General features: G+C 58.6%; 14 protein-coding genes. 7 read left to right on the forward strand and 7 right to left on the reverse strand.

Features of this window, described 5'->3' with window-relative positions:
- Positions 1–20: 20 nt before the first annotated feature.
- Complete coding sequence (locus IEU99_RS05680) at positions 21–488, reverse strand: tRNA (cytidine(34)-2'-O)-methyltransferase (protein ID WP_128890372.1); 468 nt, start codon at positions 486–488, stop codon at positions 21–23.
- 34 nt (positions 489–522) lie between these two features.
- On the opposite strand from IEU99_RS05680, the gene IEU99_RS05685 reads away from it, so the two are divergent.
- Together IEU99_RS05685 and IEU99_RS05690 are read left to right on the forward strand one after the other, a co-directional pair.
- The gene (locus IEU99_RS05685; protein ID WP_123960764.1) at positions 523–1,389 is read left to right on the forward strand and encodes a bifunctional methylenetetrahydrofolate dehydrogenase/methenyltetrahydrofolate cyclohydrolase; all 867 of its coding nucleotides are present in this window, start codon (positions 523–525) and stop codon (positions 1,387–1,389) included.
- Position 1,390: 1 nt separating this feature from the next.
- A complete protein-coding gene (locus tag IEU99_RS05690) occupies positions 1,391–1,750 on the forward strand; it encodes a DUF3017 domain-containing protein (RefSeq protein WP_229718397.1) in 360 nt (119 codons plus the stop codon).
- Between the two features lie 27 nt (positions 1,751–1,777).
- On the opposite strand, the gene metX is transcribed toward IEU99_RS05690, so the two are convergent.
- From metX to IEU99_RS05710, 4 genes are all read right to left on the reverse strand, one after another.
- Positions 1,778–2,857 (reverse strand): homoserine O-acetyltransferase MetX, encoded by a 1,080-nt coding sequence (gene metX, locus IEU99_RS05695; RefSeq protein WP_128890371.1) that lies wholly within the window; start codon positions 2,855–2,857, stop codon positions 1,778–1,780.
- Between the two features lie 155 nt (positions 2,858–3,012).
- On the reverse strand, positions 3,013–3,915 hold the full coding sequence (locus IEU99_RS05700; RefSeq protein WP_128890370.1) for a GDSL-type esterase/lipase family protein: 903 nt from the start codon (positions 3,913–3,915) through the stop codon (positions 3,013–3,015).
- 296 nt (positions 3,916–4,211) lie between these two features.
- Positions 4,212–5,516, reverse strand: coding sequence for an O-acetylhomoserine/O-acetylserine sulfhydrylase (locus IEU99_RS05705; protein WP_128890369.1), 1,305 nt, complete (start codon positions 5,514–5,516; stop codon positions 4,212–4,214).
- Positions 5,517–5,863: 347 nt separating this feature from the next.
- The gene (locus IEU99_RS05710; RefSeq protein ID WP_128890368.1) at positions 5,864–8,062 is read right to left on the reverse strand and encodes an NADP-dependent isocitrate dehydrogenase; all 2,199 of its coding nucleotides are present in this window, start codon (positions 8,060–8,062) and stop codon (positions 5,864–5,866) included.
- Between the two features lie 226 nt (positions 8,063–8,288).
- Between IEU99_RS05710 and IEU99_RS05715 the strand changes: the two genes are divergently transcribed.
- From IEU99_RS05715 to IEU99_RS05730, 4 genes are all read left to right on the forward strand, one after another.
- Positions 8,289–9,494 carry an MFS transporter gene (locus IEU99_RS05715; RefSeq protein ID WP_229718398.1) on the forward strand — a complete coding sequence of 402 codons (1,206 nt, stop codon included), beginning with the start codon at positions 8,289–8,291 and terminating at the stop codon, positions 9,492–9,494.
- A 105-nt stretch (positions 9,495–9,599) separates the two neighbouring features.
- Complete coding sequence (locus IEU99_RS05720) at positions 9,600–10,463, forward strand: hypothetical protein (RefSeq protein WP_128890367.1); 864 nt, start codon at positions 9,600–9,602, stop codon at positions 10,461–10,463.
- Positions 10,464–10,793: 330 nt separating this feature from the next.
- Complete coding sequence (locus tag IEU99_RS05725; protein WP_128890366.1) at positions 10,794–11,483, forward strand: hypothetical protein; 690 nt, start codon at positions 10,794–10,796, stop codon at positions 11,481–11,483.
- 315 nt (positions 11,484–11,798) lie between these two features.
- Positions 11,799–12,410 carry a hypothetical protein gene (locus IEU99_RS05730; protein ID WP_128890365.1) on the forward strand — a complete coding sequence of 204 codons (612 nt, stop codon included), beginning with the start codon at positions 11,799–11,801 and terminating at the stop codon, positions 12,408–12,410.
- Between the two features lie 71 nt (positions 12,411–12,481).
- Here the strand turns inward: IEU99_RS05730 and IEU99_RS05735 are convergent, their stop codons facing one another.
- Complete coding sequence (locus IEU99_RS05735) at positions 12,482–12,727, reverse strand: hypothetical protein (RefSeq protein WP_128890364.1); 246 nt, start codon at positions 12,725–12,727, stop codon at positions 12,482–12,484.
- Positions 12,728–12,868: 141 nt separating this feature from the next.
- Between IEU99_RS05735 and IEU99_RS05740 the strand changes: the two genes are divergently transcribed.
- Positions 12,869–13,765: an exodeoxyribonuclease III gene (locus IEU99_RS05740; protein WP_128890363.1), complete on the forward strand. Its 897-nt coding sequence runs from the start codon at positions 12,869–12,871 to the stop codon at positions 13,763–13,765.
- A 25-nt stretch (positions 13,766–13,790) separates the two neighbouring features.
- Here the strand turns inward: IEU99_RS05740 and IEU99_RS05745 are convergent, their stop codons facing one another.
- Positions 13,791–14,387 (reverse strand): hypothetical protein, encoded by a 597-nt coding sequence (locus IEU99_RS05745; protein WP_128890362.1) that lies wholly within the window; start codon positions 14,385–14,387, stop codon positions 13,791–13,793.
- Positions 14,388–14,556 lie beyond the last annotated feature (169 nt).

Genomic DNA, 14,556 nt, shown 5'->3' on the forward strand with positions numbered 1-14,556 from the left:
ATGAATTTGCACCTCCCAACCTAAGCCCCCACATACCCCAACTGCCGCCATGCCTCGAACACACCCACGGCAGCGGCATTAGAGAGGTTCATGGAGCGCCTATTGGGCAGCATGGGGATGCGCACCTGGCTCGTGATGCGTGGGTGCGCTAGGGCCTGCTCACATAGGCCCGTGGGCTCGGTGCCAAACAGCAGGGCGTCGCCTTCCTGCCACTGCACCTCTGAGTGCGTGAGCTCCCCTTTGGTGGTGAAGGCGAAGACGCGGGCGTCGACAAGCGAGGAAAGGCAAGCATCGAGGGAGTCGTGGATGCTGACTTCGGCAAGGTCGTGGTAGTCCAGGCCAGCGCGTTTGAGGTGTTTATCTTCAAAGTTGAATCCCAAGGGCTTGCACAGGTGCAGGTGCGCGCCGGTGTTGGCGCACAGGCGGATTGCGTTGCCGGTATTGCCGGGGATCACGGGCTGGTCAAAGATGATGTGAGCAAAGGCCATGTGCAAATCATAGGACGTGCAATAATTGGGAAACATGACGGCTCAAACACTTGACGGCAAGCTCTATCGCGACGAGATCTTTGAAGACCTCCACACCAGGGTTCAAGCCCTCAAGGAGCGTGGCATCACCCCAGGCCTGGCCACCGTGCTGGTGGGCGCTGATCCCGCTAGCCAGTCCTATGTGAAGATGAAGCACCGCGACTGCGAGCAGGTGGGCGTGAAGTCGATTCGTAAAGACCTGCCCGAAGAAACCACCCAGGAAGAACTCGAGCGCGTGATCGACGAGCTCAACGCGGATCCCGAGTGCACCGGCTATATCGTGCAACTGCCCCTGCCCAAGCACTTGGATGAAAACGCCATTTTGGAGCGCATCGATCCCTCCAAAGACGCCGATGGCTTGCACCCCGTGAACTTGGGCAAGCTCGTTCTTGGCGAGGAAGCACCGCTGCCGTGCACCCCCAATGGTGCGATCCACCTGCTGCGCCGCTTTGGCGTAGAGATTGAAGGCAAGAAGGTGGTGGTGATTGGCCGTGGCGTGACCGTTGGCCGCCCCATTGGCCTGATGCTCACGCGCCGCAGCGAAAACGCCACCGTGACCCTTTGCCACACCGGCACCAAGGATCTGGCCGCAGAAACCCGTGAGGCCGACATCATCATCGCCGCCGCCGGCAAGGGCCACATGCTCACCAAAGACATGGTCAAGCCTGGTGCGGCCATCTTGGATGTGGGTGTATCGCGTGTTGATGGCAAATTGCTTGGCGACGTCCACCCCGACGTCTGGGACGTCGCCGGAGCCATTTCTCCCAACCCTGGGGGAGTAGGCCCACTTACCCGCGCCTTCCTTATCCGCAACGTGGTCGAGCGCGCAGAGCTTGCCGCCGGCACGGGGGAGCACGCCTAGTTTGCGTGGCTTTCATTTCCGCCTGAGCCAGCCGCCTGTGCAGCGGCCGAGTTTGCGCAACCCTCACGACGTAGCGCTGCCACCTTCGAAGGTGCCGGTGGCCTTGCAGTGGATCGGCATCGGCATCTTTGTCGGGCTCGCCTTAGCTTCCGGCATCTACTCCTTCGGCGACCACTGGCGCAGGGCTTCCTTCACCCTTGGTGGCGCCATGCTGTTGCTCTCGCTGTTGAGGCTGAGCTGCGATTCCTCCATCATGGGCATTTTCGCGGTGCGCTCAAGAAAGTTCGATGCCGCATTTACCGCCGCCATCGGTGGCCTCATGCTGTTTCTTTCCGCCACCGTGGAATCGCTGGGCTCCTAGACCTGCATAGCTGTGCCCGGCAGTGGCTTAGTTTTCTGCCGGTAGATCCGCTGCCAGAGTTAAAAACCTGCGCAAAATACGATCCATCTGGCGCGTCTCAGTTAAAAACGCATCGTGGCCCACCGGCGAGCTCACCTTGGCCATGCCCAGCAGGTTGCCCACATTGCGCGAGATATGTTCCTGCTGGTGGTAGGGGTAGAGGATGTCGGTATCAATGCCCACCACAAAGATCGGCACCTGAATGCTTGCCAACGCCTTATTCAGCCCGCCGCGGTCGCGGCCAATATCGTGCCTGTTTAAGGCTTCCGTCAAAATGACATAGGAGCCGGCATCAAAGCGCTCGCACAGCTTATTGCCCTGATAATCCAGGTAGCTTTGCACCGCGAAGCGCTGGTTGGGGTTGCGATAGGGACCCAGAGGATTTTCGCCGGGTTGGGCATCGGTGCCGAAGCGCTCGTCAATCTCCAGCTCGCCGCGATAGGTCAGGTGCGCAATCCTGCGGGCAGTTTTCAAGCCCTCAATCGGGGCTGCGTAACGATAATAATCGCCACCGCGCCAGGCTGGATCTTGCTCAATGGCGGCGATCTGGGCGCTTTGAATACCAATCTGCCAGGCGCTCGCGCGCGCCGATACCGCAATCACCGCTGCAGCATGCACGCGCTGCGGATACAGTGCTGCCCACTCCAATGCGCGTGCGCCACCCATGGAGCCGCCAACTACTGCATGAAGCTGCTCGATACCAAGCGCGCTGAGTGACTGAGCCTCGGCGTGGACGAGGTCGCGGATAGAAAGGGCTGGGAACTGCGAACCCCAAAAGCCATTGGGGCGTTCACTGCTTGGCCCTGTTGAGCCCTTACAGCCACCTAAGGCGTTGGTACACACCACGCAGTAGCGATCGGTATCAAGGGCAAGGCCTGGGCCAATGAGGCCCTCCCACCACGTTGCGGCATCGGAATCGCCGGTTAAGGCATGCTCGACCAACACCACATTATCGCCGCGATAAGTGCCCCAGGCCTGATAGGCGATGCGCACCGGCAGGCTGATGCCTGCCTCTGTGGTGAAGTTGTCTAGATCGACGTGCTGCAGTGTGCCGGTGGTGTCCAGCATGCGATTCCTTCCGTAGTTTTCCCACATGCTACTTGGACATGTGCCTTGCGTCATAAGCGAGGCGGGAAGGTGAATAAAAAGCCACTGGGCTCTGTAAGCAAAACGCCACCTGCTTGGAAAGCAGGTGGCGTGATGTTGGAAAGCTCTAAGATGCTTTAGCGCAGGGCATCGGCAATGATGCGAGCCATGGCGTACTCACCGTGAACGGTGGGGTGGTTCGGCATGGGGCCGGAAACCGGGTCGATAGCGCCGGTAACCCAGCGATCCTCGTTGCGCGGTGCGCAGGTGCCGTGGCCGATGGTTGCCTCGTAGACGTCAACGAACTTGGCGTTGTTGTACTCAGCGGCGTGCTTGATGCTGTCGCGGAAAGCGCGCTGAATGTCGGTGGCGCCAGGGGTGGGGATGGGGTTCACGCGGTCTGCGAAGTTGACCAAGCAGAGCTGGTCATCGGTGGCGAACTCAGGGTAGGAAGCCAGCACGATTTCGGCACCGGGGGCTACAGCGCGAACGCGGTCAGCCACGTGGCGGATGGTGTCGCGGTAGATGGTGGGGTTGGTGGCATCGCCGGGCAGGATCTTCATCTCGCCTGCAACGTCAACCCACTGGAAGGCATCCATGCCGCCGTACATGAGCACGACCTTCTCGGTGCCCGGTCCGATGTCGCCGTAGGCGATGGCGGACTCAACGTAGGCCACGAGCTGAGCAACCGGCATGCCGCCGGTGCCGTTGCAAGACCAGTCGCCCAGGGTCTTGTTCAGGTCTGCTGCAGCGATCTTGGGCCAGTTCTCCATGTCGGTGGCGCAGTTCGGCAGCCAAGGAGCAACTGCAGGAGCCAAACCGCGAGGGCCGCTCTTGCCGGCGTTGGCGGTGAAGGAGTCACCGAACACAACCATCTGCTTCGGGCCGTCACCATGAGGCACGGGGGAGGGGATGGGCAGGTTGGGGATCTCGGGGAGTGCAGGCTGTGCGTTAGCAACGCCAGCGCCGAGTCCGAGGCTGAGAGTTGCGATGGTAGCAACGGCCGCGGAGCGGATTGCCTTGGAGAATGGCTTCTTCATATTGCAAGCTTCCTGTCTTCATTTACTAACGAGCAGTAAATTTACAACGAAATGGTCACGATTTGCTAGCTGTATGGCAAAACTTTGTCACACTAGTTCACAGTTTTCACACAAGTTTACAGCATTTTTCCAGCTCACTCACCTTTTGGGGGTGAAAAGTTATTTTTACCTCATTCCCCCAAAACCTGTCACCTTAGGCATCGCAACACCCCCTGCTGCACTAGCAATCGTGGTGCAACAACAGGGGGTGTGGAAGTAAGAGGGGTGCTCGAAAGCGCACCCTAATTCTTGTGCTGTTATACAGCGTCCAGGCCGCGCTTAAGATCAGCCAAGATATCCTCAATCGCCTCAATGCCAACAGAAAGGCGAACCGTAGCCGGGGTGATGCCAGCGCGCTTGAGCGAAGTCTCATCCGACTGTGAGTGCGTGGTGGTGGCAGGGTGTACCACCAGCGAGCGCACATCGCCCACATTGGCCAGGTTGGAATGCAGTTGGAGGGCGTCGATAAAGCGCCAAGCCTCGTCCTTACCGCCCTTGATATCGAAAGACAGCACCGAGCCTGTGTGCTCAAAGCCCAGCTTTTGCTTCACCTTAAACCACGGCGAGCTCTCCAGGCCTGCGTAATTGACCTTTTCAACCTTCTCGTGGCCCTCAAGGAATTCAGCCACGGCCTTGGCATTGGTGTTGTGGCGCTCAAGGCGCAAAGAAAGCGTATCCAAGCCCTGGGCCGTCACCCATGCATTAAAGGGAGAAGGTGCAGCGCCGGTATCGCGCAAGAGGCCAGCGCGAGCCTTAATGCCAAAGGCCACCTCGCCCAAATCCACATACTTCAAGCCGTGGTAGGCGGGATCGGGGTTCACAAATTCCGGGAACACCGGCTTGCCGTCGCGCTCAACCGACCAATCGAACTTGCCACCATCAACCAGCACGCCACCTAGGCCGGAGCCATTGCCGGTATAGAACTTCGTCAGCGATGCCACCACCACATCGGCGCCGAGCTCAAGCGGGCGAACCAGCGCCGCGGTAGCCAAGGTGTTATCCACGATCAGCGGCACCTTATGGGCGTGTGCCACCTCGGCCACGGCTGGGATGTCCAGTACGTCTGCCTGCGGGTTGGCAAAGGTTTCACCGAAAAACGCCACCGTGCGCTCATTGGCAGCATCTGCCCAGCTTTGGGGATCATCGGGGTTTTCCACATAGGTCACGTCAATGCCCAGGCGTCCGAGCGTGACACTAAACAGCGTCTCGGTGCCGCCATAGATGCGCGGCGAGCTCACGATGTGTGAGCCGGAAGTAGCCAGGTTCAAAATCGCAGCAGTTTCTGCAGCCATGCCGGAGGCGAAAAGCACGGCGTTGGTGCCGCCTTCAAGGGAAGCAAGGCGCTGCTCCACAGCATCAACCGTGGGGTTGGTCAGGCGCGAGTAAATCGGGCCTGGATCCTCCAAGCTAAAGCGCTGGCGAGCGTGCTCGGCATCGTTAAAGACGAAAGAGGAGGTGAGGTAAATCGGCAGATTGCGCGCCGGGGTGTAGGTGGGCTGGCCTGCGTGGATGGCGCGGGTATCAAAGCCCCACTCGCCGGCGTTTTCGTTGTTGTACTTCATGGGTGAAATCACGTCCTTTCTGTGATTCCCCACGCTAGAACAAGGTGGAAGAATAAATAAACCGCTTGGTCTAGAAAAGTGTGAAAAACGCAGGTAGGGCGTGAATAAAAATATGGGTATGCGGGTTCGGGTTGGGGTTCTCCTTCAAGGATCGTGGGGCTTCATGGGGGAGATCCAAAAAGAACAATGCGTCCAGGAGGCGGTGGTTTTTGAACACAAGTACTTTGGCACTCCGCCCCTCCTGCAGAATGCCTTCCTCGCTCAAATTCTTCAGCCGACCCAACGCACGCGAAAGCCCCCGCGCCAACGCTGTGGTTGGAAGGCGGGGGCCGTCGAAAAGCTAGCTGCTACTTCAGGGAATCAATAACCTCGTTGAAGGTTGCGACCGGGCGCATGACCTCGGAGGTCTTAGCGTCGTTGGGGTAGTAGTAGCCGCCCAGGTCCACTTCCTTGCCCTGGACCTCGATGAGGGCTGCGTCAATGTCAGCGGCCTTCTCATCCAAAGCCTTGGCAACAGGAGCGAAGGTCTCGGCCAGCTCTGCATCCTCGGACTGTGCGGCCAGCTCCTCTGCCCAGAACTTGGTCAGGTAGAAGTGGGAGCCGCGGTTATCAATCTCGCCCACCTTGCGGGAAGGAGACTTGCCATCGTTGAGCAGGCGCTCGGTGGCCTTGTCCAGGGCATCTGCCAGCACAGCGGCCTTCTTGGTGCCACCGTTGTTGGAGATGTGGCGCAGGGACTCAGCCAACGCCAGGAACTCGCCCAAAGAATCCCAACGCAGGTGGTTTTCTTCCTGGAGCTGCTGCACGTGCTTCGGTGCGGAACCGCCAGCGCCGGTTTCGAAGAGGCCACCGCCGGCCATCAGCGGCACCACGGAGAGCATCTTTGCAGAAGTGCCCAGCTCAAGGATGGGGAAGAGGTCGGTGTTGTAGTCACGCAGCACGTTGCCGGTCACCGAGATGGTGTCTTCACCACGGCGGATGCGCTCGATGGAGGTCTTGGTGGCCTCCACCGGGGAAGCGATGGTGATGTCCAGGCCCTCGGTGTCGTGATCGGCCAGGTACTTCTTCACCAGCTCGATCAGGTTACGGTCGTGAGCGCGCTCGGGATCCAGCCAGAAGATGGCAGGCATGCCCGAAAGGCGAGAACGGGTCACGGCGAGCTTGACCCAGTCCTGGATGGGAGCATCCTTGGTCTGGCATGCACGCCAAATGTCGCCGGCCTTGACCTCATGGGACATCAGCACCTCACCTGCGGAGTTCACAACCTCCACGGTGCCGTCCTGCTCGATCTTGAAGGTCTTGTCGTGGGAGCCGTACTCCTCAGCCTTCTGGGCCATCAGGCCAACGTTGGGCACAGTACCCATGGTGGTGGGATCGAAGGCGCCGTTTTCCTTGCAATCCTCAATCACAGCCTGGTACACGCCGGCGTAGGAGGAATCGGGGATCACCGCGAGGGTGTCCTGCTCCTGGTCATCGGCGTTCCACATGTGGCCGGAGGTGCGGATCATCGCAGGCATGGAAGCATCCACGATCACATCGGAAGGCACGTGCAGGTTGGTGATGCCCTTGTGGGAGTTCACCATGGCCAGGGCGGGGCCTTCGGCCAGACCCTTATCAAAAGCGGCCTTGATCTCAGCACCGTTGTCGAGCTTCTCCAAACCGGAGTAGATGGCAGCCAGGCCGTTTTCGCCGTTGAGGCCAGCAGTCAACAGCTCCTCGCCGTACTGCTCGTAGACGTCTGCGAAGTAGGCGCGCACCACGTGGCCGAAGATGATCGGGTCAGAGACCTTCATCATGGTGGCCTTGAGGTGGGTGGAGAAGAGCACGCCTTCTTCCTTGGCGCGCTTGACCTGCTCGGCCAGGAAGGAATCGAGTGCCTCGGCGGACATGAAGGTGCCGTCGATGACCTCGCCCTTGAGCACCTTCAGGTCGTCCTTGAGCACGGTATCGCCAATGCGGATGGTGAGTACGTCATCGGCGGGCATGATCACGGACTTCTCGTTGTGGCGGAAGTCGTGATCGGCCATGGTGGCCACGTTGGTCTTAGAATCCTTCGACCACTCGCCCATGCGGTGCGGGTGCTTCTTGGCAAAGTTCTTCACGGCCTGCGGTGCGCGGCGATCAGAGTTGCCCTCACGCAGTACGGGGTTTACCGCGGAGCCCTTGACGGCGTCGTAGCGGTTGCGGATGTCCTTTTCTTCCTCGGTGGAAGGGGAATCCGGGTAATCGGGCAGCTTGAAGCCCTGAGCCTGCAGCTCGGCAATAGCGGCCTTCATCTGCGGCACAGATGCAGAGATATTCGGCAGCTTGATGATGTTCGCCTCGGGGGTCTTGGCAAGCTCGCCAAGCTCAGCCAGCGCGTCATCTACCTTCTGCTCATCGCTTAGGTAATCGGGGAACTGCGCGAGGATGCGGCCAGCCAGCGAAATGTCGCGGGTTTCCACATCGATGCCGGCGGTTGCAGCAAACGCCTCCACTACTGGCTTCAGCGAGTAGGTCGCAAGCAGCGGAGCTTCGTCGGTGCGGGTGTAAATGATCGTTGCCATGGGTCTCCTATTGATTTCCAAGCGTTGAGATACAACAGTTCAGAATACAGGTTCTACCCCCGTGTTGGCGGATGCAGCTCAAGAATTCGTGGGGTTTCGGGGGTGAGTAAGCGCTTGGCCTTGTGCTCCACGTTCTAGAACACAACGCTACCGAAGATGTTTGACGTATCACGTTTGCCCCTTTGGGCACGTCGATAGCGCCACCGCGATACTAAGGTGATCGCTCGTGTTACAACGTCGAAGCATCCCCCGCCAAACAGAAATCACCAACACCAAACGCATCATCGTCATGGTGGCCCTGGCTCTTGGTGGTTTCGGCATTGGTGTGACCGAATTCGTCACGATGGGATTGCTCCGCGAAATCGCCGCGGACTTCAACGTCACCGAAAACACCGCAGGCACCATCATCACCGCCTACGCCATGGGTGTAGTGATCGGCGCTCCAGTAATCGCCGCCTCCACCGGCATGCTGCCTAGACGACGCCTCCTCTTGCTACTCATGGCAGCCTTTTGCGTAGGCAACCTGCTCACCGCTTTTTCCACCAGCATGGGCATGCTGATCATCGCCCGCGTGCTGGCCGGACTACCACACGGCGCCTACTTCTCTGTGTCTGGTTTGGCCGTCGCCTCCATGGCGCCTATGGGACAACGCGGCAGGGCCCTAGCCTTCGTGGGCATGGGCTTACCCGTAGCCAGCGTCGCCGGTGTGCCCGCCGCCCAAGCGCTCGGCTTCGCCTTCGGCTGGCAATGGGCCTACGTGCTTGTGACCGCCATCGGCATCGCCACCTTCGCCGCACTGTGGTTTTTGATGCCACACATGTCTGAGATGGCACCCACCAGCCCACTGACGGAACTCGGGGCCCTCTTGCGCGGGCAAGTATGGCTCACCCTGGCCATCGGCGCCGTGGGCTTTGGCGGCATGTTCGCCGTCTATACCTATATCTCTTGGACCATGACCAACCACGCAGGGCTCAACCCCGAGTGGATGTGGCTGGTGCTCATGCTCTATGGCATTGGCATGGTTGCCGGCACCTGGGTAGGCGGCAGGCTTTCCGATTGGAACGTCGATAAAGGCATCCTCTGCGCACTGATCGCCATCGTGAGCGCCCTGGTGGGCTTCTACTTCCTAAGCGCATGGCCGATCCCCGGCATCATCGCCTTCGGCCTGGTAGGCATGTCCGGTTCCACCTTGATCCCCTCCCTACAAATCCGCCTCATGGACGTAGCAGGGCGCGCCCAAACGCTCGCGGCCTCCCTGAACCACTCCGCGCTCAATATCGCGAATGCCCTGGGTGCCTCACTCGGTGGTGCCGTCATCGCTGCAGGCCACGGCTACAACACCCCAGCCCTTGCTGGCGCCGGGCTCGGCTTGGCAGCGGTACTGCTGTGGATCCCAACCCACTGGTTGCGCAAGAAGCAATTGGCCAAGTAGCAATCCGCCACGGCGTGCTTGGCCAGGTAGGAACTGGCCTCGGAGCTCGCCTGCGTTCGGGGGTGTTTTTCTCACTCAATCGTTGTTGCTGGCCATAATGTTTGAGTGCCTAGCAACAATTCATGGAATAACAGCGAGTGGGGGACTCCTCCTGAACAACAAGCAGCGCCCAAATCTCGTCGGCCCTTGTATTGGGTGCTCGGGCTGCTGGCCCTCGGCCTGGTTGCCGCGTTAGTGGTGTTCTTTGTTGGCTCGAAAAGCCAAGATGAGCAAAACAGCGCCGCCAGCGACCCAGCAGGCACCGCCACGGTTACGGTCACGCAGCAGCCCTCTACAACCAAAGTAACGCGCACCGAGATAGAAACCGAGGTGGACCAAGCAAGCGTTGATCCTTGCAGTCAAGACGTCATGAAGGCGCAAAATTGGAATTTCGAGCGCTTTGCTGTCAATGATTGCCAAAATGGCTGGCTGATTGGGGGCACACCTCAAACCGACGCCATTGGTTTGTATCAGTGGAATGGTGAGAAGTGGCAGCGATACGAAGCAGATGGTGAAACCTTCACCGGCTTCGAGTGCTATGACTTCAAAAGCTTGAGGGCTCAAGGCGCACCAGAGGTGATGTTGCAGCAGGTAACCGAGTGCACAACGCGATCCTTTCCCGTTCATCTCACTCCCGAGCAGCCCTCCTGTGATGGCCGAAATGTGTTGATCGTTGAATCCGTGATCGTTCACCCAGGCGAAGACGCCGACAAGGAAATTGCCCAGGCACTTGGGCGTCACTCCGGTGCGAAATTCACCAACCCCGGCCAGTGCTCATCGCTGCGCGCTGAAGCAGAAGGCGGCAAGGTGTATCCCGTCTACTACGACTTTGGCCGGGATGCCTCGGCGATGTGCCAACGAAAAGCAGCAATCGGCGGCAATGGCAGAACCCTGAACAATTCCGCTGATTTCAGCGACCCTTGTGAATGAGCCAGAAGTAAGTCCTACGGCGCACAAGCACCTCTAGAAAGACTGAAACTTAGAGCGCTCCAAGTCAGCCACGTGCTCGCGCTCGACAGCGTGCAGGCACGGGTGACCTTCTTATTTCTTGCTCCCTCACAGCCTTGCTCCCTCACGCCCTGTTCCCTTGCACCTTGCTCCTCTCAAAGGGGAGCATTCCTACTTTTTGGGGGTAGAAACACCTCGAAAATCGGGGGTGTGTGGATAGGGTCTTTTATGTCGTAGATCAACGCTGAAATCCCAGGCAAACGCTCCGGGTTGCTATCGCATTGCTGCTGAGAATGAAAGGAACCGATCCGTATGAATAACAATCAATGGGGAGCTCCGCAGCCTCCAACACCGCCGCCTTCAACACCACCGCCCACGCCACCGACTCGATCGACGCCACTAGCGATGTGGATCATTGGCACCGTGGCTGTGCTCGTGCTGATCGGTGTGGCTGCGCTGTTCTTCCTTCGCGGTGGCGGCGACTCCGATACCAATGCGCAGTCAAGCGCACCGCAAGTAGCAAGCAGCGAGACTGCCACCTCCGAGACTGAGGAGAGCGAAACTGACGCGAGCGAGACTGAAGCAATCGAGACGGTCACTGAAACTCGCACGGCCACTGAAAGCCCTTCCAACACCAGGGAGGGAGTAACCACCGAAACTCGCACCACCACTCAGACCGAGGAAGCCTCCTTTGATCCCTGTGCCCAGGAAGTGATCGCTCAGCAAAACCTCTTGGCTGGCCGTTTCCAACCAATGAACTGCGCTGATAACTGGATGGATGGCGGTGTGCCCAACACTGGTAGCACAGCAATTTATCGCTGGGATGGCAATACGTGGCAGAAGTATGAGCCAAGTGGCAAGACACCGACTGGCTTTGTTTGCTACGAGCACGACCAGATGCGCGCGGAAGGCGCCCCAGAACCAATCGTGCAGCGCGCCCTGCAGTGTGGGGCAGGTGCAACTCCCTACGCTATGGCCGCAGGCCCTGCTCCTTCTGAGTGAAAGCCTGATGGGTGCGTTGGATTGCTTGTAAAATCGGTGGTCGCACACCCTGGCGATGATGCCGCTTCATTGATTGAATCTGCATTACAACCACATCCCGGAGCAGTAGCCACTACCCCCGGTGCCTGCTCAGTCCCGCCTGCTCATCCCTTTGTGTGCTCGCGCCGAGGGGTGCGCTGGATACCCCGTTTACTACGATGACAGCACTGATGTTTTTGCCGAGTGCAAGAAACGATCAGCCGTTGGTGGCAATAGAAACCCCTCGATCATGCCGCTGATTTCACCGACCTGTGCCCCTTAATGAAAGGAAGCCCCGTGGCTCACTACGACCTTTACGCAGACTTAAACCTGGAGCGCTCCAAGTCAGCCGCAGATCTATCAAACGAGCTGCAGTCTCGCCTCCAGAACCTCGCCCCTGGTGCCGGTGCCGAGCGCGACAAGCTCCAAACCGCTCAGAAGATCCTCGGCGATGCGCAGCGTCGCAGCGTCTACGATGCTCAGCTTGACGACGCCTCCGCCCCCACCATCGACATTGCTCGACTTCGAGAAATCGCCGCAATGCAAACCCAATCGCAGGCTTCCCAGCAGGGTTGGTCGGCGCAGGCGCACCCACTCAACCGCACCTATAACCTCCAGGTGGATGCGGCAAAGTTCCCTGTGTCGGCACAGCGCAAGAAGGAAGACTCGCTGATGTGGACCATCGGCTGGGGTGTGATCCTGCTCGGCTGGATCATCGTCGGTTTCAATATTCTGGTGGTGCGGTTCAGCAGTGGTGCTGAATCCCTCGAAGCTGCGTTTGACACGGCGTACTCCGCTGGCCGCCTGGTTATGTCGATCTTCATGGCAGCAATTAACCACGCTGCTATGTACACGCTGCTCTCGGTGATCTGGGGTGTGCGCCGCTATATGGGCCGCAACATGGGCTAAGCCTCGCCCTTGCTATAAAGAAAGCCCCCTTGCGCGCGGGTATGCGAGCAAGGGGGCTTCGGGTTTGTTGTTTAAGACTTACGCCTTCTGCGCACCATGAAGCGGTGCCCAAGGTACATGGCAGGGCCAATGATTGGCAGGAACCAAATAATAAGCGCCAAGATCCACCAGCGTGGGTACTCGCGATAATGCTTAGCCAAGGAGATGATGGCTGCAACCAGCAGCACGATCCACGCAATCCAGAGTGAAGACCAGATGGCATCGTAGGCGCTGGGCAGGACGGCAGAGGGAGGGGAATCGAGCGCCAACTGCTCCATAACGAGGCATCCTTCGGTGTCGTGGTGGCTTTTGGCTCATCTTGCCACCACAGTGGTGACTTATCTAGTGCATGACAGCGTGCAGCCTGAACGCGATCCATACTGCAAGCAACTTGGAGGCTCCGGCTAAAGTGGTGCCCCATGAGCACACTCCACATCACCACCGTGAACGTCAATGGCATCCGTGCTGCAGTAAAGCAGCGCAGCGAAACCAACCTTGGTTTTATCCCCTGGCTTGAGCAATCCGGCAGTGATGTGGTGCTGCTGCAGGAAGTGCGCGCCAGCGAAAAAGAAACGCTCAAAGCGCTCGAGCCCCTCCTCGATACCTGGCACTACGTTGGTGCTCCGGCCGCAGCCAAGGGGCGTGCAGGTGTGGGCATTTTAAGCAAGCAGCCCTTGGAGGACGTGCGCATCGGCATTGAGGGTTTTGAAGATTCCGGCCGCTATATCGAAGGCAAGCTCGGTGATGTCACCGTCGCTTCGCTCTATTTACCTTCGGGAGCTGCAGATACTGAGAAGCAGGATGAGAAATACCGCTTCCTCGATAGCTTCCAGCCCTACATCGAGCAGGCTGCCGAAGATAATCCGAAGATGGTCATTGGTGGCGACTGGAATATCTGCCACCGCCCCGATGATCTGAAAAACGATAAGGCGAATAAGAAGAAGTCGGGCTTTTTGCCCGATGAGCGTGCCTTCATGGACGCCATCTTTGGCACCTTCCCCGAAGCGCACAGCTTGGTAGAAGGAGCAGGGCAGTGGGCAGGGGCCGTGGAATACCAGGGCACTGCGCGCGAGGCGGCGACAGATCCAAAGTGGTTCGACGTGGCGCGTCGACTAGCTCCAGAGCACACCAACTTCACGTGGTGGACGTATAGGGGTAAGGCTTTCGATACCGACGCGGGGTGGCGCATCGACTACCAAGCAGCCACCAAAACTATGCTTGAGCGGGCACAACGCTGCTGGGTAGACAAAGCTGCGGCCTATGATCTGCGTTGGTCGGACCATTCTCCCCTCAACGTCGTCTACGACATGGGATAACTAGTTTCAGGTTTTTTTAAGGGGCTTAGCCGGTAGCGAGTTTCTCTTTTTGAATCTTCGCTATCTGCTGTACCAATTCAGGATCTTGTCCTCGCGGGTCAACCACAACGAAATGGTATCCACCCTCGTTATCGGCATATACAATCTGCTTCGACTCAGACTGCCCACCCATCCACTCCTGCAGGGTGCCGCCACCATCGAGCTGGGTTACTTTGTGAACATAAGAAATAGGCGTCCCTACCAGTTCGCCCTTGGTTACTACGTAGCTGCAGTCGTTTACTTCGACGGGCTGCTTGTCCACCATGACAAGTACGATGCCGTCGGGTGTGTAGAAACCGGTACTAGCCATATCCACCCCATCAGCTTGACCCCAACTTCGCGTCTCGGAGTCGTTCCAACCGATGGCCTCGCATGCCTGCGGTTCATAAGAAGTGGCCTCGAAGTAGCCGGCGTTCCCCATTTTGGAGATCTCCTGCTCTCTAAGGTCAAACTCCGGCAAATCCGAACTATGAACGATCACATCTTCGGCCGGACCTGGCGCCGGTGGGGTAGAGGCATTCGGTAGAGTACTGGCGCATCCGGCGAGCAAACCAGCAAGGAAAACGGGGAATAATTTCTTCATAGTGCTTAGTTTATCGCCCTGGTCAGGAACATTTTTGTCTCGCTCAGACAGAACTATCTGCGTCATCGCTGCGAGGCGAAAGCCTCGCCAAACATCAGGAGCGTTACTGTAGTGATCTGCTTCCGCGGTGTCCTGCTCATACGGGCTCTGCTTTGCGGCGCAGAGTAAC

The organism is Corynebacterium pelargi, from assembly GCF_014635485.1.
Classification (GTDB): domain Bacteria; phylum Actinomycetota; class Actinomycetes; order Mycobacteriales; family Mycobacteriaceae; genus Corynebacterium; species Corynebacterium pelargi.